The 17605-nt window shown below is 70.3% G+C and carries 16 protein-coding genes; 13 read left to right on the top strand and 3 right to left on the bottom strand.

Features of this window, described 5'->3' with window-relative positions; translation table 11 throughout:
• The first annotated feature begins 95 nt into the window (after positions 1-95).
• The 5 genes from JR065_RS11460 to JR065_RS11440 all read left to right on the top strand — a co-directional run bounded on the left by JR065_RS11460 (position 96) and on the right by JR065_RS11440 (position 3483).
• Positions 96-317 carry a DUF3079 domain-containing protein gene (locus tag JR065_RS11460; RefSeq protein WP_206234313.1) on the top strand — a complete coding sequence of 74 codons (222 nt, stop codon included), beginning with the start codon at positions 96-98 and terminating at the stop codon, positions 315-317.
• A 48-nt stretch (positions 318-365) separates the two neighbouring features.
• Positions 366-917, top strand: coding sequence for an ATP-dependent protease subunit HslV (gene hslV / locus JR065_RS11455; RefSeq protein ID WP_206234312.1), 552 nt, complete (start codon positions 366-368; stop codon positions 915-917).
• Between the two features lie 100 nt (positions 918-1017).
• Positions 1018-2382 carry an ATP-dependent protease ATPase subunit HslU gene (gene hslU / locus JR065_RS11450; protein WP_206234311.1) on the top strand — a complete coding sequence of 455 codons (1365 nt, stop codon included), beginning with the start codon at positions 1018-1020 and terminating at the stop codon, positions 2380-2382.
• Between the two features lie 162 nt (positions 2383-2544).
• On the top strand, positions 2545-3024 hold the full coding sequence (locus JR065_RS11445; RefSeq protein WP_206234310.1) for a GNAT family N-acetyltransferase: 480 nt from the start codon (positions 2545-2547) through the stop codon (positions 3022-3024).
• Positions 3025-3126: 102 nt separating this feature from the next.
• Positions 3127-3483 carry a hypothetical protein gene (locus JR065_RS11440; RefSeq protein ID WP_206234309.1) on the top strand — a complete coding sequence of 119 codons (357 nt, stop codon included), beginning with the start codon at positions 3127-3129 and terminating at the stop codon, positions 3481-3483.
• Between the two features lie 22 nt (positions 3484-3505).
• Here JR065_RS11440 and atpC read toward each other — a convergent pair whose 3' ends face one another.
• From atpC to JR065_RS11425, 3 genes are all read right to left on the bottom strand, one after another.
• The gene (gene atpC, locus JR065_RS11435; protein WP_206234308.1) at positions 3506-3904 is read right to left on the bottom strand and encodes an ATP synthase F1 subunit epsilon; all 399 of its coding nucleotides are present in this window, start codon (positions 3902-3904) and stop codon (positions 3506-3508) included.
• Positions 3905-4183: 279 nt separating this feature from the next.
• Entirely contained in the window at positions 4184-5335 is a 1152-nt protein-coding gene (locus JR065_RS11430) for a DUF1624 domain-containing protein (protein ID WP_206234307.1), read from the bottom strand.
• A gap of 382 nt (positions 5336-5717) precedes the next feature.
• The gene (locus JR065_RS11425) at positions 5718-6173 is read right to left on the bottom strand and encodes a nucleoside deaminase (RefSeq protein ID WP_206234305.1); all 456 of its coding nucleotides are present in this window, start codon (positions 6171-6173) and stop codon (positions 5718-5720) included.
• Between the two features lie 260 nt (positions 6174-6433).
• Here JR065_RS11425 and JR065_RS11420 point away from each other — a divergent pair, with 260 nt between their 5' ends.
• The 8 genes from JR065_RS11420 to JR065_RS11385 all read left to right on the top strand — a co-directional run bounded on the left by JR065_RS11420 (position 6434) and on the right by JR065_RS11385 (position 17576).
• Positions 6434-7573, top strand: coding sequence for a porin (locus JR065_RS11420; RefSeq protein ID WP_206234304.1), 1140 nt, complete (start codon positions 6434-6436; stop codon positions 7571-7573).
• Between the two features lie 174 nt (positions 7574-7747).
• Complete coding sequence (gene ubiE, locus JR065_RS11415; protein WP_206234303.1) at positions 7748-8509, top strand: bifunctional demethylmenaquinone methyltransferase/2-methoxy-6-polyprenyl-1,4-benzoquinol methylase UbiE; 762 nt, start codon at positions 7748-7750, stop codon at positions 8507-8509.
• 206 nt (positions 8510-8715) lie between these two features.
• Positions 8716-10656, top strand: coding sequence for a M1 family metallopeptidase (locus JR065_RS11410; RefSeq protein ID WP_206234302.1), 1941 nt, complete (start codon positions 8716-8718; stop codon positions 10654-10656).
• A 210-nt stretch (positions 10657-10866) separates the two neighbouring features.
• Positions 10867-11856, top strand: coding sequence for an alpha/beta fold hydrolase (locus JR065_RS11405; protein ID WP_206234301.1), 990 nt, complete (start codon positions 10867-10869; stop codon positions 11854-11856).
• The gene (locus tag JR065_RS11400) at positions 11853-12572 is read left to right on the top strand and encodes a hypothetical protein (RefSeq protein ID WP_206234300.1); all 720 of its coding nucleotides are present in this window, start codon (positions 11853-11855) and stop codon (positions 12570-12572) included. The genes JR065_RS11405 and JR065_RS11400 overlap by 4 nt, the downstream gene beginning before the upstream one ends.
• On the top strand, positions 12563-13186 hold the full coding sequence (locus JR065_RS11395; protein ID WP_206234298.1) for an HAD family hydrolase: 624 nt from the start codon (positions 12563-12565) through the stop codon (positions 13184-13186). Before JR065_RS11400 ends, JR065_RS11395 begins: the two co-directional genes overlap by 10 nt.
• A 626-nt stretch (positions 13187-13812) precedes the next feature.
• Positions 13813-15813 carry a methanol/ethanol family PQQ-dependent dehydrogenase gene (locus JR065_RS11390; protein ID WP_206234297.1) on the top strand — a complete coding sequence of 667 codons (2001 nt, stop codon included), beginning with the start codon at positions 13813-13815 and terminating at the stop codon, positions 15811-15813.
• Positions 15810-17576, top strand: a complete 1767-nt coding sequence (locus JR065_RS11385) for a quinoprotein dehydrogenase-associated putative ABC transporter substrate-binding protein (protein WP_206234295.1) — start codon at positions 15810-15812, stop codon at positions 17574-17576. The genes JR065_RS11390 and JR065_RS11385 overlap by 4 nt, the downstream gene beginning before the upstream one ends.
• The last annotated feature ends 29 nt before the right edge of the window (positions 17577-17605 follow it).

The following is a 17605-nucleotide window of genomic DNA, read 5'->3' as shown; positions in this document are numbered from 1 at the left end:
GGTACGGGCGGCTGATTCGCGCGCGCTTGCGCTTGGTCAAGGCGTCCTGCGCCGCGGCCGGGCACGCTGTCCGCCGGAGCGTATGAGACAGGCCGATGGCGAAACCGTTTCCGTTGCACCCCAAGCACCCCGAGCGCATCTGCTGGGGATGCGACCGCTATTGCGCCGCGGACCAGCTGGCCTGCGGCAACGGCTCCGGACGCACCATGCATCCGCTGGAGACGCAGGGCGAGGACTGGTATCTGGCCTGGGGCATCGAACCGGAGCCGGAACGCCCGGGCCATGCGAGAAGTAGCGGCCGGCCGGCGGACGCTTGAACGGGGCGCGGCGTGCCCCCACACCTGAGGAATCGCTCCGGAGGCCGCATGGATCCCAGTCAGAACCCCAATGTTTTCCACGCCACCACGATCCTGTCGGTGCGTCGCGATGGCCATGTCGCCGTCGCCGGCGACGGCCAGGTGACGCTTGGCCATACCGTGATGAAGGGCAATGCGCGCAAGGTGCGCCGGCTCGGCCGCGACGGCCAGGTGCTGGCCGGCTTCGCCGGCGCCGCCGCCGACGCCTTCACCCTGTTCGAACTGTTCGAGGCCAAGCTGGAAAAGCACGGACAGCTGACCCGCGCGGCGGTGGAACTGGCCAAGGACTGGCGCACCGAGCGCCGGCTGGGCAAGCTCGAGGCGCTGCTGGCGGTGGCCGACAAGGAGACCTCGCTGATCATCAGCGGCACCGGCGACGTGATCGAGCCGGAAGACGGCATCATCGCGATCGGCTCCGGCGGCTCCTACGCGCTGTCGGCGGCGCGCGCGCTGCTCGGCCACACCACGCTCGACGCCAGGACCATCGCCGTCGAATCGCTGAACATCGCCGGCGACATCTGCATCTACACCAATCGCAACGTGGTGGTCGAGGAGCTGTGATTCGGGATTCGGGATTGGGGATTCGCAAAAGCGCTCCTTTCCCTGTACCCGGACACGCATCGATCGTTCCCATTCCGCTTCTACGAATCCCCAATCCCCAATGCCCAATCCCGACACCCCAACCATGACCCCGCGCGAGATCGTGCAGGAGCTCGATCGCCATATCGTCGGCCAGCACGACGCCAAGCGCGCCGTCGCCATCGCCCTGCGCAACCGCTGGCGGCGCATGCAGCTGCCCGACGCGCTGCGCAACGAAGTGATGCCGAAGAACATCCTGATGATCGGGCCCACCGGCGTGGGCAAGACCGAGATCGCGCGGCGCCTGGCGACGCTGGCCAATGCGCCGTTCGTCAAGGTCGAGGCCACGCGCTTCACCGAGGTCGGCTACGTCGGCAAGGACGTGGAGCAGATCGTGCGCGACCTGGCCGACACCGCGGTCAAGCTGTACCGCGAACAGGCCAAGACCCGCGTGCGCACCCAGGCCGAGGACCGCGCCGAGGACCGCATCCTCGACGCGCTGCTGCCGCGGCGCAGCGCCGGCATCGGCTTCGATCCGGAGGCGGCGCGCAACGAGCCCTCGGCGCAGGACAACGACACCCGCAGCAAGTTCCGGCGCATGCTGCGCGCCGGCGAGCTGGACGAACGCGAGATCGAACTGGACGTGGCGGTCAACGTCAGCATGGACATCATGACCCCGCCGGGCATGGAGGAGATGGGCCAGCAGTTGCGGCAGATGTTCTCCAACCTGGGCGGCGGCAAGTCGCAGTCGCGCAAGCTGGCGATCAAGGCGGCGCGGCCGCTGCTGATCGAGGAGGAAGCCGGCAAGCTGGTCAACGAGGAGGACGTGCGCGCGGCGGCGATCGAGGCCTGCGAGCAGCACGGCATCGTGTTCATCGACGAGATCGACAAGGTCGCCAAGCGCGGAGACAACGTCGGCGGCGGCGACGTCTCGCGCGAAGGCGTGCAGCGCGACCTGCTGCCGCTGGTCGAAGGCTCCAACGTCAGCACCAAGTACGGCACGGTCAAGACCGACCACATCCTGTTCATCGCCTCCGGCGCGTTCCACCTGGCCAAGCCCAGCGACCTGATCCCGGAGCTGCAGGGCCGCTTCCCGATCCGCGTGGAGCTGTCGGCGCTTTCGAAGGACGACTTCATCCGCATCCTCACCGAACCCAAGGCGGCGCTGACCAAGCAGTACGAAGCGCTGTTGCTGACCGAGGGCGTGACCCTGAGCTTCACCGACGACGCCATCGACCGCCTGGCCGAGATCGCGTTCCTGGTCAACGAACGCCAGGAGAACATCGGCGCGCGGCGCCTGCACACCGTGCTCGAGCGCCTGCTCGATACGCTCAGCTACGAAGCGCCGGACCGCGACGGCCAGCGCGTCACCGTCGATGCCGCCTATGTGGACTCGCATCTGGGCGAGCTGGTGCAGGACCCGGACCTGAGTCGCTACATTCTCTGATCCGCCGCGCCGGTTGCAGACACGAAGACCCGCCGTCCGGCGGGTCTTTCGTTTGCGCCGGCCGCGGACGAAGGCGGCGAGGGCGGGCGCACGCCTGCGCGGCGCGGCTTGGCGTGCGCAGCGACCGGAGCTTGCGCTACATTGGGCCGAAAGGAGACGCCGATGGAATTCGACGTACTGGCCAACCACCGCGAGCGGCTGCCGACGCTGGCGCGGTGGTACTTCCGCCAATGGGGCCATCGGGTGCCGGGCAGGACGCTGCAGGACGAGTGCGAGCGCCTGGCGCGTTACTGCAACGCGGACCGGATCCCGCTGGTGGTGCTGGCGCTGGAGCGCGGCGAGCTGCTGGGCGCGGTCACGCTCCGGTTCCGCGAGCGCGAGAGCATGGCCGAACGCGAACACTGGCTGGGCGGCGTCTACGTGGCGGCGCCGCATCGCGGACGCGGCCTGGCCGCGCGGCTGGTGGCGCATGCGCTGGAGCGCGCGGCGGCGCTGGGCGTGCGGCAGCTGTACCTGCAGACCGAGGCCGACGACGGCGGCCTGTACCGGCGCCTGGGCTGGCAGCCGCTGGAGTGCGTGCGCCATCCGCGCGGCATCGACGTGCGGGTGATGGTGCGCGATGTATGTGCGCCGCCTGCATGAGCCGCACGGCGGCGGTGCCGGCTCGCTACAATCCTCGCCCTGGCGGACGCGCGGCCGGTTCGGCGGCATCGCGCGGACGCGACCGGCCAGTGGAGCATCGCGATGCCTTTGATCCTGTTCGTCGTCGTGGTCGTGGCCTTCACCCTGCTGCCGGTGATGGTCGGCGCGCGCGTGGTCGGCGCGCGCCGCAGCGACTCGTGGTCGGTGCTGCTGGCGGTGATCGCGCTGGCGGCCCTGTCCAGGGCGGTGGACCACTGGGTCGCCAGCGCACCGCTCGCCTTCGCGCTCTCGCTGCTACTGGGCACGCTGCTGCTGGCGGGCATCCTCGGCACCAGCGTGTGGCGCGCGCTGGCCGTGGCGGCGATCGCGCTGGCGCTGCAGGCGCTCGGGCTGTTGCTGTTGGCCGGCGTGCTCGGCGGCCAGCAGCACGGTGCGGTCGCGGCGTTCGCGCTGCGCTAGCGCGGCCACCGCCGCCGCGCGGTCAGCGCCAGCCGCCGGAACGCAGCTGCACGCTGTAGCGGTGCATCAGCTCGGCATGGATCGCGATCGAGGCTTCCTCGGCGAAATCCATCGCCATCGGCGCGCGCGCCCGTTCGCGCGCGGCCTCGGCGCGCGCGCGGTCCAGGTCGGCGTCGCGCACCGCCAGGTCCGCCATCACGATCACCTGTTCCGGCTGCACCTCCACGCAGCCGCCGGAGACATAGATCTCCAGCGCCTGGCCATCGCGCGGATGCACATGGATCATGCCTTCGCGCAGCCCGCACAGCATCGCGGCATGCCCGTGCAGCACGCCGAATTCGCCGGCGGCGCCGGGCAGGGTCACTTCGCGTACTTCGCCCGACCACACTTCGCCGGTCAGGCTGATGATGTCCAATCGCATCGCAGTGTCCTGTGCTGGCAAGGCGGGAGCGGCGCCAGCACCTGCGGCATGCGCACTACGTCCGCGGCGCGGCGCGAGCGACGCTTCGGCACTGCCGCCGCAGCGGCGGCCTGCGGGATGGCGATGGGCGCGGCGCGCACGCCGGGCATGCAGGGCAGGTATGACGACATCGCCACAGCCTAGTCCTGCCGCCGCCACGGCGCCTTGATCTGCATCAAAGGCAGCGGATGGCCGCCTATGTCCCGCGCGCGATGCGCTGGCGGCATGGCGCCGGCGCCGTCACAGGTAACGCAGCCAGGCCAGGTCGCGGCGCCGCGCCTTGAGCCGCGCGAATGCCGCCACCGGCGCGTACAGCGCCAGCGCCAGTACCGCGGCGATCGCCCACAGCGTGGCGACGCGGTCCACGCCGAACAGCGCGCCCTGGTTGGCGCCCCAGTACGCCAGCGCCGCCAGGTACAGCAGCTTCAGCGCGTACAGATGCAGCAGGTAGAAGAACATCGGCGCCGCGCCGATCGCCGCCAGCGGTGCCAGCGCGCGCGCCACCGCCGGACGCTCGTACAGGCGCAACAGCAGCAGGCCCACGCCCAGGGTCAGCAGCACGAACAGCAGCGATGGCGGGTACTTGGTCACGTTGAACACGCTCAGCACGGTGCCGGTGGTGTCGGCATGGGCCTGCCAGGGCGCGTCGCCGTAGCCGTTGTGCCAGCGCAGCAGCGCGAACAGCGCCAGCGCGCCGCTGCCGCAGGCCAGCAGCCGCGCATGGCGCCGCGCCGCGCCGAAGGCGCTGCCGTACCACGGGCCGGCGGCGTAGCCGAGCGCGATCACCCCGATCCACGGCAGCACCGGATAGGAGGTGCGCACGCGCAGGTCGCCCAGTTGCAGCCAGCCGCGCTCGTGCAGCACCGCCCAGGCCGCGGCCAGTGGGCCATCGCCGCGCACGTGCACCGCGTCGAGCAGGTTGTGCCCGGCCACCAGCACCGCACCGAGCAGCGCCAGCGCCGGCCGCGGCAGCCACAGCAGCGCCGCCAGCGCCAGCATGCTCAGCCCGATCGCCCAGATCACCTGCAGATACAGCACCTGCGGCGGGAAGGCCAGGGTCCAGGCGAAGTTCACCAGGGTCACTTCCAGCACGATCAGGAACAGCCCGCGCTTGAGCAGGAACCACGCCGCCGCGGAACGGCCGTGCGGCTGCCGCGCCGCGTACAGCCAGGCCGACAGTCCGGTCAGGAACACGAACACCGGCGCGCACAGGTGCGCCAGCAGGCGCGCGGCGAACAGCGCCGGCGAGACGGTTTCCACGTCCACCGGATCGCCGACCGGGTGATGCAGGTAGAAGGTCTCGCGCACGTGGTCGAGCAGCATCAGCAGCATCACCGTGCCGCGCAGCAGATCGATCGACTTCAGGCGTTCGTGGGAAATGGAGGAGGACATGCCGACCTGGGTTGCCAGAATCGAAATAACATAACATCGCTCACGGGCGCATTCGACTGCGTGCTCGCGCATGCCCGCTCGCATGCGCCGTCGCTTTTCCCTTCTCGCTCCGCTGTTCGCTGGCCTGTGCATCGGCACCTTCGGCGCGGGGCCGGGCCCGCAGCCGAACCGACGGAACTGGATACGGTGCAGGTGAACCGCCGCCGCGACTCGGGCATCCGTTACACCGACGCCACCAGCGCGGCAGGATTCGGCCGAGCCTGCGCCAGCCGCAGCCGCAGCCGCAGCCGATGGTGCTGGCACGCGGCGCGAACCGTCAGCGCCGGCGCGCAGTGCAGGCCGAGCCGGCGGTGCGACGGCACCGGCGGCGCGTGCGCCGCGCTCAGTCCTCGCCGATGTCCTCGTTCCACACGTCCGGATGGGCCGCGATGTAGCCGCCGAGCAGGTCGATGCATTCCTGGCTGTGCAGGTCGATCACCTCGACCCCGCTGTCGCGCAGCCAGTCGATGCCGCCCTGGAAGGTCACCGACTCGCCGACCACCACGGTGCCGATGTTGAACTGGCGCACCAGCCCGCTGCAGTACCAGCACGGCGCCAGCGTGGTGACCATGATGGTGTCCTTGTAGCGGCGCTGGCGGCCGGCCTTGCGGAACGCGTCGGTCTCGCCGTGCACCGACGGGTCGCCTTCCTGCACGCGGCGGTTGTGGCCGCAGCCGAGCAGGCGGCCGTCGTTGTGGTACAGCGCCGCGCCGATCGGGATGCCGCCTTCGGCCAGGCCCTGGCGGGCTTCGGCGATGGCGGTGTCGAGCAGGGCGCGGTAGTCGGGCGTGGCGATCATCGGAGGCGTTCCGTGGCGGGAGATCGCCATAGTGCGCATCGCGGCGCGGGCTGTCACCACAGGCCAGGTGCGGCGCGCACGGCGCCGTGTGCGCGTGCGTCGCCCCGCGCGCGCCGCATCGGCATTGCGGACGGCGCGCGCATCCGGCTTTACTTACCGCGCAAATAGGGCTATGAACGCTCTACCCCCATCCCCCGCATCACCGGCTCGGCGCAGGCCTTGCTGCAGAAACGCTGTTGTCCGCTTGCAGGAGACACGCGATGCGCACCACGATGTGGAAAGGGCTCGGCGGATTGGCCGTGGCCGCAGGGGTGGCGACCGGCGCGCAGGCGCAGGACCAGGAAAAGGCGCAGGGGCTGCAGTGGAGCGACGGCGCGGCCAGCGCCTCGCTGTACGGCACGCTGGACATCGGCTACGTCGGCCGCCGCGGCGGCAACGGCGCGGTCGCCGATACCGGCACCGAACACGACCTGCAGAGCGCGGCCGGCTCGGACGGCAGCAACGTCGGCCTCAAGCTCGGCTACGACCTGGGCAACGGCACCCGCCTGATCGGCGAGGTCGAGGTCGGCGTCAACCTTACCGGGGACGAGGAGGCCGGCAGCGGCGGCGATACGTTCTATACCCGCCATGCCTGGCTGGGCGCGACCGGCGGCTGGGGCACGCTGCTCGGCGGCACCGTCGACGGCGGCCGCGCCGCGGTGCTCAAGCAATACGATCCGTTCAAGGGCCGCTCCGTCGCCAGCGCCGGCTCGCTGCAGGTGGTGGTGTCGCGGGCCAAGGACGCGGTGGTCTACGTCACGCCCACCTGGCAAGGGTTCAACGCCACCTTCGCCTATACGCCCAACCTGCTCGGGGTCAGCGACCGCGACAGCCGCAGTCCGCTGTATGCGGTGATCCTGGCCTACAACAAGGGGCCGCTGAGCATCGGCTACGACCACGAAGAGGAGTGGTGGGAGGACGTGCCCGGGCTGACCCGGCTCAAGATCAATCTGTTCGGCGCCAGCTACGACTTCGGTCCGCTCAAGCTGTACGGCTTCTACGAGCGCATCGACATCCAGCAGCCGTTCGATGTCGCCGCGCTTGGCTTCTACCACGAGCACAAGGGCTATCTGCTGGGCTTCACCGCGCCGATGGGCGCCAACGGGCTATGGAAGGCGGCATGGAGCCGGCGCGATTCGTCGTACGTGGACAATACCTGCGACAAGTGGGGCGTGGGCTACCAGCACGCGCTGTCGGCCAAGGCCTATCTCTACGCCGACTACGCGCGGATCCACAACGATGCCGGCGGCACCTGCACCATCGCCTACAGCAACGAGCAGACCTCGGCCGACTTGGGTCAGGGCGACGCCGGCGGCTACGGCATCGAAGGCGTGGACTTCGGCCTGGTGCTGAAGTTCTGACGATCGCCCGGCGCCGCGCGCGCGTCGCCGCGGCGCGGCGCGGCGCGGACGCCGGCGCTGCGCGCTGCCGCGATCGCCGCGCAGTGCGGCCCGGCCCGGCCGGCGGCCGGCTCAGCGGCGGCTGCGACCGGGCGCCGCAGGCCACGACGGCGCCAGCAGTGCGATAATCCCGGCATGAGCGAATCCCCCTACAAGACCGGCACCACCCATTTCGGCTTCCGCGACGTCGATGCCAAGGACAAGCAGAAGCTGGTCGGCGAGGTGTTCACCTCGGTCGCCGGCAACTACGACCTGATGAACGACCTGATGAGCCTGGGCATCCATCGGGCCTGGAAGCGCTATTTCGTCGCCACCGCGCAGGTCAAGCCGGGCGACCGCGTGCTCGACCTGGCCGGCGGCACCGGCGACATCGCCGCGCTGCTCAAGGAACGCGTCGGCGACGAGGGCGCGGTGGTGCTGGGCGACATCAACGCCGGCATGCTGTCGGTGGGCCGCGACCGGCTGACCAACCGCGGCCTGGTCGCGGGCCTGGACTACGTGCAGTGCAACGCCGAGGCGCTGCCGTTCCCGGACCGCAGCTTCGACCTGGTGACCATCGCCTTCGGCCTGCGCAACGTCACCGACAAGGACGCGGCGCTGCGCGAGATGTACCGCGTGCTGAAGGTCGGCGGGCAGGCGCGGGTGCTGGAGTTCTCCGCGGTCACCGCCGACTGGTTCAAGCCGATCTACGACTTCCATTCGTTCAAGATCCTGCCGCGGCTGGGCCAGCTGTTCGCCAAGGACGCCGACAGCTACCAGTACCTGGCCGAGAGCATCCGCAAGCACCCGCCGCAGGACGCGCTGAAGGCGATGATGGCCGAGGCCGGGTTCGAGCGCAGCCACTACAAGAACCTCACCGGCGGCATCGTGGCGATCCATTCGGGCTACAGGATCTGATCGGTTCGGGACCGGGGACTCGGGACTCGGGACTCGGAAAAGCGCGACGCTGGCGCGAGCAGGGCGGTCCCTCGGGCAGAGGATGTTTCCGAACTGGCGATGCGTCCCTTGTGGGAGGGACCTTCAGTCCCGACGCTTCGCTCGCGCTGCGGCAGCGGCGGGCACGGGCAGGTAAACTGCCGGTTTTCCCCGAACCGGTGCCGTCAATGCGTTCCCCGTTCCTGCTGCTGTCCCTGGCCGCGGTCTTCGCGGCCGGCTGTTCCCGCGAGCCCGCCACCGACCCGGCCGCGCCTGCCGCCAAGCCCGCGCCCGCCGCCGCGGCCAAACCCGCCGACCGCCGCCATGACGAAAGCTCCTACGCCGAGCCGTCCAAGGTGGTCATCAAGGACCTGGCGCTGGACCTGAAGGTCGATTTCGACACGCAGCAGCTCGGTGGCACCGCGACCTACACGCTGGAGTGGAAGGACAAGGGCGCCAGGCAGCTGTTGCTGGACACGCGCGAGCTGAGCATCGAGTCGGTGCAGGCCGACGACGGCAAGGGCACGCTGGCGCCGCTGCAGTACGCGCTGGCGCCGGCCGACAAGATCTACGGCAGCAAGCTGACCATCGAGGCGCCGAACCAGCCGCAGACGGTCCGCATCGCCTACCGCACCGCACCCACCGCCTCGGGCCTGCAGTGGCTGCAGCCGTCGATGACCGAAGGCAAGCAGCTGCCCTTCATGTTCAGCCAGTCGCAGGCGATCCACGCGCGCAGCTGGGTGCCGCTGCAGGACACGCCGAGCGTGCGCTTCACCTACAGCGCGCACGTGACCTCGCGTCCCGACGTGATGGTGCTGATGAGTGCCGACAACGACCCGAACGCGGCGCGCGACGGCGACTACACGTTCAAGATGCCGCAGCCGATCCCGTCCTACCTGCTGGCCATCGCCGCCGGCGACCTGGTGTTCAAGCCGATCTCCGCGCGCTCGGGCGTGTGGGCCGAGCCGACGATGGCCGACAAGGCCGCCAAGGAGTTCGAGGACACCGAGAAGATGATCGCCGCGGCCGAGAAGCTCTACGGCGAGTACCGCTGGGGCCGCTACGACATGCTGGTGCTGCCGCCGTCGTTCCCGTTCGGCGGCATGGAGAACCCGCGCCTGACCTTCGCCACGCCGACGGTGATCGTCGGCGACAAGTCGCTGGTGTCGCTGATCGCGCACGAACTGGCGCACAGCTGGTCCGGCAACCTGGTGACCAACGCCAGCTGGAAGGACATCTGGCTCAACGAAGGCTTCACCACCTACGTGCAGGCGCGCATCACCGAGGCCCTGTACGGCGCCGAGGCGGCGGAGATGGAGCGCGAGATCGACCAGACCGACCTGCTCGACGAGGTCAAGGGCATGAGCCCGGCCGACCAGGCGCTGGCGCTGCCGGCGCTGGCCGAGCGCGATCCGGACGACGCGCTGAGCAGCGTCGCCTACGTCAAGGGCGCCTGGTTCCTGCAGTTCCTGGAGCAGCGCTTCGGCCGCGAGGCCTTCGATCCGTTCCTGCGCGGCTGGTTCGACGACCACGCCTTCCAGAGCGCCGACACCGACCAGTTCGTCGCCTACCTGAAGAAGAACCTGCTGGCCAAGAAGCCCGACGCGGTGACCGAGGCCGAGCTGCATGCCTGGCTGGACGAGCCGGGCATCCCTGCGTTCGCGCAGAAGGCGCGCTCGCGCAGCTTCTCGATGGTCGACACCGCGCGCATCGCCTGGTCCGGCAGCGGCGCGCTGCCGAGCAAGCAGATCACCGACGCGTGGAGCACCCAGGAGTGGGTGCGCTTCCTCAGCGGCCTGGGCGCCACGCTCAAGCCCGAGCAGCTCAAGCAGCTCGACCAGGACTATCACTTCACCGGCACCGCCAACGGCGAGATCGCGATGCGCTGGTATCCGCTGGCGATCCGCAGCGGCTACGCCGAGGCGCAGCCGGCGGCGGGCGAGTTCATCCAGCGGGTCGGCCGGCGCAAGCTGATCCTGCCGATCTACAGCGAGCTGGTGAAGACGCCCGAAGGCCTGGCCTTCGCCAAGGAGGTCTTCGCCAAGGCCAAGCCCGGCTACCACCCGATCACCACGGTGTCGGTGGAGCAGATGCTGGCCAAGGCCGACAAGGGCGCTGCCGCGCGCTGAGGTCGGCACGCCATAGACACAGCGCCTGTGGGAGCGACTTCGGTCGCGACGGCTTTACCGATAAAGCCCGTCGCGACTGAAGTCGCTCCCACATTTGTTAGCGGACGCCCCGGAGTCCGCCCATAACAGGCCGTCCCATGCAGGACTTGGCGCAGGCCGGGTCGCATGCGAAGGTAGGCGCATGGCACGTTTACGGTTCCCGGCTCCTGCATGTTGCTGATGATGGTGTTGCTGCTGTTGCTGGCGCTCGCCGCGACCGTGCTGCTGGCGTTGCTGCTGTGCGCGATGTTCGCGGTGCATCGCGATCCGTTCCTGCTGGTGCGCATGGAGGGCCTGCGGCTGCGCCGCGGCAGCGGCCTGCAGCGCTGCCAGGCGCAGGTCGCCGGGCACCGCTGGACCTATCTGCACCGCGCCGCGGCCGATCCCGCCGCGCCGACGCTGCTGCTGGTGCACGGCTTCACCGGCAGCAAGGAGAACTGGCTGCCGCTGGCGCATGCGCTCGGCACGCGCTATCACCTGTTCATTCCCGATCTGCCCGGCTGGGCCGAGAGCCAACGCATCGACGGGCAGGACTACGGCTTCGCCGCGCAGGCCGAGCGCGTGGCCGCTTTCGCCGCGCAGTACGTGCGCCGTGCGGGCAGCGAATGCGTGCTGGTCGGCCATTCGATGGGCGGCGGCATCGCCGCGCTCGCCGCGGCGCGCCATCCGGCGCTGTTCGACCGCGTCGGCCTGCTCAACGCCGCCGGCGTGCGTTTCGAAGACAACGCCTTCGGCCAGGCGGTGCTGGACGGCGACAACCCGTTCGCGGTGCACGACGCCGATTCGCTGCGCCGCTATATCGACACGGTGTTCCTGCTGGAGCCGAGCAAGCCGCGGATCCCACGCTGGGCGGTGCCGGTGATCGCCGCCTGGCGCCGCCGCGAAGCCGGATTCGAACAGCAGGTGCTGGCGCGGATCGGGCGCAGCGAGGAAGCCTTCGCGCCGTTCGACGAGGCGCAGCGGATCCGCCAGCCGGCGCTGCTGCTCAACAGCGCGCAGGACGCGGTGATCGACGCCAGCGCGCTCGGCCTGTACGCCGCGCGCTTGCCGCAGGCGATCCAGGTGCTGCTGGACGGCAGCGGCCACATGTCCATCGTCGAAAAACCCGCCGAGGTGGCGCAGGCCATCGACGCCCTGATCCAACGAGGAGTCCCCCGATGAAACGCATACTGCTCGGCGCGCTGTGCGCCGCCGTTCTGGCCGGCTGCGGCGACCGCGAAGCCGAACGCAAGGCGCAGGCCGCCGCGCAGGCGCAGGCCCAGGCGCAGGCCGCCGACGCGCTGGCCGCGCAGTACGACGGCGCGGTGAGCTCCGGCAACTGGGACCTGGCGCGCATCCATGGCGCAGCGCTGCTCGAGCAGTATCCCGGCTCGGACGCCGCCGAGCGCATCCAGCCCGGCTATGCCGAGGTCAAGGCCAAGGGCGAGGCGGCGCGCGAACTGCGCCGCATGCAGGCGGCGTGGGAATACTCGCAGGTGCCCGCCGGCAAGGGCACGCAGCGCTCGGCGATGCTGTACAGCCGCGACAAGGTCGATGTGGACGGCAGCGGGCCCAAGCCGGTGCAGCTGGTGTTCCGCGACCATCCGGAATGGAAGCGCAGCGCCTACCTGGTGCTGCAGGCCGGCGACTTCCGCTGCGCCGGCGGCTGCAAGGTGCAGCTGAAGGCCGACGACGCCGCGCCGCGCGCCGCCGCCGCGTGGCGCCCGGACACCGACGAGGCGATCGCGATGTTCATCAGCGACGACAAGGCGCTGTGGAAACTGGCGCGCAAGACCACGGTGCTGCAGATCGAATTCCCGGTGAAGGCCGGCGGCACCCGCACCGCGGTGTTCGAGACCGGCGGCCTGGACGGATCGCAGATGCCGGGATGGGACTGAGCGCGACGCCGTCCGCCGCGCGCCTGCGGCAGGTGCGGCACTGGGTGTTCGACATGGACGGCACGCTGACCTGCGCGGTGCACGACTTCGCGCTGATCCGCCGCGAACTGCAGATACCGGCGCAGGCCGACATCCTGCACCACCTGGGCGCATTGCCGGCCGAACAGGCCGCGGCCAAGCACGCATGGCTGCTCGAGCACGAACGCGAACTGGCGCTGGCCTCGACCGCCGCGTCGGGCGCGCCGGCGCTGCTGCGCACGCTGCACGCGGCCGGCTGCCGCCTGGCGGTGCTCACCCGCAATGCGCTGGAACTGGCGCAGCTGACTCTGCGCGGGATCGGGGTCGAGGACGTGTTCGAACGCGGCGCGATCCTCGGCCGCGATGAGGCGCCGCCCAAGCCGCATCCCGGCGGCCTCCTGCAATTGGCCGACCGCTGGGGCGTGGCGCCGGGCGAACTGGCGATGGTCGGCGACCATGCCTACGACCTGCAGTGCGGCCGCGATGCCGGCGCGACCACGGTGCTGCTGCATGCGGACAATCCGTGGCCGGCGCTGGCCGACCTGCATTTCGCCGATTGCGCCGCGTTGCTGGCGTGGTGGCGGCAGCCGCCGTAGCGAGCGCCATCGCAGCGCCTGGATGAGCGCGCAGCGCTCCAGCGCGTCGCCGTAGCGCCATCGAGCGGGGCCAGGCGCCCCCGGTTCGCGTCGCAGATGCGGGCGGACGCGGTGGAGAACACCGGTGGCCTCGATCCATCGGTTCCGGCGTTCCAAGACCTCGATGCGCGAGAACCGGCTTGGCCGCAGCGCGCGCACCGATACCCGCCGCTGATGCGCCTTTTCGTCTGTCTGCAGGCGGCCGGATCACGCCGGGCGATACGCAGGGTGCACGGTCGCCAGGGGGCTGCCGGCCCTGCACGTCGGGACCGGCAGCGAGCGGCACCGCCGCGGCTTCAGACGCTGCGCCTGGTTCGCCACCGGCTGTTCCGGTGGACATCGGGCCCACGCACGCGCGTCTGCGCCGCCACCGATACAAACGCGCGACGCAGAGTGTGCCGTTTTCGATACAGCCATAGCACCGGCGCCGACCGCGCGTGAATGCGAGGCTTGTGCGGCAACGATGTCGCACTGCAACAGTGCGCTGGCACGCGCATTGCTCCATCTCCAGGGATGTTTCCGCACATCCCGCCGCGCAGGCCGTTGGACGGCACGCGCAACGGCTCTTCAACGAGGGGAGTAGAACGATGCACAGTCATCACCGTCATACCCGTACTTGGACGCTGTTGGCGCTCGCCACCACGCTGGTCCTGGCGGGCTGCAAGAAGCAGGAAGAAGCCGCAGCACCGGCGCCGGCCGCGCAGGCACCGGCGGCCACCGCGCCGGCGGCGGTGGCCGATACCGACAGCGAGTTCACCACCAACGCCAGCAACCCGGACAACTGGGGCGGCGTCGGCCGCGACTTCGCCCTGACCCGGCACAGCCCGCTGGCCGAGATCAACCGCGACAACGTCAAGAACCTGAAGATGTCGTGGGAGATGAAGACCGACGCGACCCGCGGCCACGAAGGCCAGCCGCTGGTGATCGGCAACATGATGTACATGGTCAGCGCCTATCCGAACAACGTGTTCGCGATCGACCTGGCGGCGCAGGAGGACGGCGGCAAGGTGCTGTGGAAATACACCCCGCAGCAGGACGAGCGCTCGGTGGCGGTGGCGTGTTGCGACACGGTCAACCGCGGCGCCTCCTATGCCGACGGCAAGCTGGTGTTCGCCAGCCTCAGCGGCGACGTGATCGCGCTCGATGCCAAGACCGGCAAGGAAGTGTGGAAGCAGAAGATGGCGCACCCGGACAAGGGCGAGACCATCACCATGGCGCCGATCATCGCCGACGGCAAGGTCGTGGCCGGCATCAGCGGCAACGAGTTCGGCGTGCTCGGCCGCGTCGCGGCCTATTCGCTGGCCGACGGCAAGCAGGTGTGGTCGTGCGATGCCGCCGGCAGCGACAAGGCGATCTGCCTGGGCGCGGACTTCAACAAGGCCAACCCGCAACACGGCCAGCTCGGCGACCTAGGCATCAAGACCTTCCCCAACGAGGAATGGAAGCGCGGCGGCGGCGCGGCCTGGGGCTGGTACAGCTACGACCCGAAGCTGAAGCTGGTCTACTACGGCACCGGCAATCCCGGCCTGTGGAGCCCGTCGTACCGCTGCGGCAAGACCACCCAGGAAGAGTGCAACAACGGCGACTACGACAACAAGTGGTCGATGACCCTGTTCGCGCGCAGGATCGATACCGGCGAAGCGGTGTGGGGCTACCAGAAGACGCCGTTCGACCAGTGGGACTACGACGGCGTCAACGAGCCGATCCTGGTCGACCTGGACATCGACGGCAAGCAGGTGCCCTCGGTGGTGCAGTTCGACCGCAACGGTTTCGCCTACGTGCTCGACCGCCGCGACGGCACGCTGCTGCGCGCGCACAAGTTCGTGCCGGCCAACTGGGCCGAGAGCATCGACATGAAGACCGGCCGCCCGATCAAGGTCGCCGAGCATTCGCCGCTGGAGCGCGGCAAGAAGGTGCAGGCGTACCCGTCGGCGATGGGCGGCAAGGACCAGCAGCCGTGCTCGGTCGACCCGGCCGAATCCAACGTGTTCTTCTGCGGTACCAACAACTGGCACATGGAACTGGAGCCGCAGGAGCGCGGCAACACCATGATGGGCCTGCCGTACGTGTTCGCCAACGTGATGATGAAGCCGAACAAGCCCGGCGCGCTGGGCATCGTCAAGGCGTTCGACGTGGTCAGCGGCAAGTCGAAGTGGGAGATCGAGGAGAAGTTCCCGGTGTGGAGCGGCACCCTGGTCACCAACGGCGGGCTGGTGTTCTACGGCACGCTCGACGGCTGGTTCCGCGCGGTGGACAAGGACACCGGCAAGAAGCTGTGGGAGACCAAGCTGCCGTCGGGCATCATCGGCAACCCGATCGCCTACAAGGCCAACGGCCACCAGTACGTGGCGGTGTTCTCCGGCATCGGCGGCTGGATCGGCCTGCCGGTGGCCGGCGGCCTGGATCCGGGCGATCCCTACGGCGCACTGGGCGCGGCCGGGCTGGCCTTCAGCAACGGCTTCGACAAGATCCCGCTGGGCGGCATGGTGCACACGTTCCGGATCGACGGAACCGGCAAGACCGTCACCCCGACCGCCACCGCGTCGGCAGGTGGCGCGGCGGCCGGTGCGGCCAAGACGGCGCGATGAGTCGGCGGCGCCGCGCCAGCGTCGCGAGCGGCCGCGCATTGGCGGCCGTCTCGTCCCGCAGCGTTCATGGCGCGCGCGCCGTGCTGCTGTTTTGCAGCCTCGGACTCGTCGCCGCAGGTTGCACGCGCGAGCCGTCGTCCTCGACGGCTCGCGCTCCTGATTCCGCCGCAGCGGCCACGGCGCCAGCCGCCACGCCCGCTGCGGCACCGGGAGTGCCCACGCCCGCCGGCGGCACGTCGGCGGGCGCGGTGCTGAAGGTCTGCGCCGACCCGGGCAACATGCCGTTGTCCAACCGCGCCGGCGAAGGCTTCCAGAACAAGATCGCGCAAACGCTGGCCGCCGCGATGGGCCGGCGGCTCGAGTACGAGTGGCGCACCTACTATCAGCGCGGCCTGGCGCGCAGCACGATCAATGCCGGCCGTTGCGACGTGCTGATGGACATGAACAGCGATTTCGAGATGGGCCTGCCCACCCGCCCGCTGTACCGTTCGACTTACGTGCTGGTGACCCGCAAGGGCCTGGCGCTGGCGCCGGCCTCGCTCGACGATCCGGCGCTGAAGAAGCTGCGCATCGGCGTGTTCCAGAGTTCGCCGGCGCGGCAGGCGCTGTACGACCACGGCGTGACCGGCGACGTGCAGTACCTGTTCTACGATTCGTCGACCGCGCCGGAAGAGCATCCGGGCAAGCTGGCCGAGCGCGTCGTCGCCGGGCAGCTGGATGCCGCCGAATCCTGGGGCCCGGTGGCCGGCTACTACGCCGGCCGCAACGGGTTGGGCATGGTGCCGCTGAACACGATCGACGACGAGGTGCTCGAGTATTCGATGGCCTGGGCGGTCTCGCGCAAGAACGAAGCGCTGCGCGACGCGCTGAACCAGGCGATGCACGACAAGCGCGAGGAGATCGCCGCGATCCTGCGCGACTACCACGTGCCGCTGGTCAAGTGCGAGGACTGCGTCGTCACCGGCGACCTGGCGTCGCATGGTCCGTACGCCGCGCCGCCGCAGGCCGCCGCGCCCAGCGCGCAGGCGTCGTCGCAGGCGCTGGCGCAGCTGCAGTTGCGCATCGCCGACGGCGCCGATCCCAACCAGGAGCTGGCGCACGCGATCGACGCCGGCGACGGCGTGCGCGTGGCCTGGCTGCTGCGCCATGGCGCCAAGGCCGACCGGCCCAACCTGCTCGGCGAGCCTCCGCTGCACCAGGCCATCCGCAACCAGGCGCCGGCGCTGGTCGGCGAGCTGCTCGCCGCCGGCGCCAGCGTCGACAGCCGCGACGGCAGCGACTGGACGCCGCTGATGAAGGCGGCCTGGTCCAACGACACGCGCAGCGTGTCGCAGCTGCTCGGGCGCCGCGCCAAGGTCGACACGGTGGCCAAGGACGGCTGGACCGCGCTGGACCTGGCGATCTCCTATGCCGACGCAGGCGTGGTGCAGGCGCTGATCGACGCCGGCGCCGACGTGCGCCGCAGCAATCCGGCCGGGTTCACCCCGGTGATGTTCGCGGTGGCGCGCAACGACATGCAGATCCTCGACGCGCTGCTTGCGCGCGGCGCGGCGCCGGACCAGGCCAACCGCGCCGGCGTGACCCCGTTGATGCTCGCCGCGGCGGCGGGGCGCGAGGCGATCGTGCGCCGGCTGCTGCAGGCCGGGGCCAAGGCCGATACGCGCGATGCCGACGGCAAGACGCCGGCGGCGCTGGCGCAACAACGCGGCAACGCCCCCCTGGCGCAGCTGTTGACGGAGGCCGAGCAGCGGCGCGCGCAATGAGCGCTTGAATCCCATCGCCTCACCCGCGG

The sequence above is a fragment of the Xanthomonas sp. genome, assembly GCF_017163755.1.
Lineage (GTDB): Bacteria > Pseudomonadota > Gammaproteobacteria > Xanthomonadales > Xanthomonadaceae > Xanthomonas_A.
Note: the sequence above shows the minus strand (reverse complement) of the source record. Positions and strands in the feature narration are given on the sequence as shown.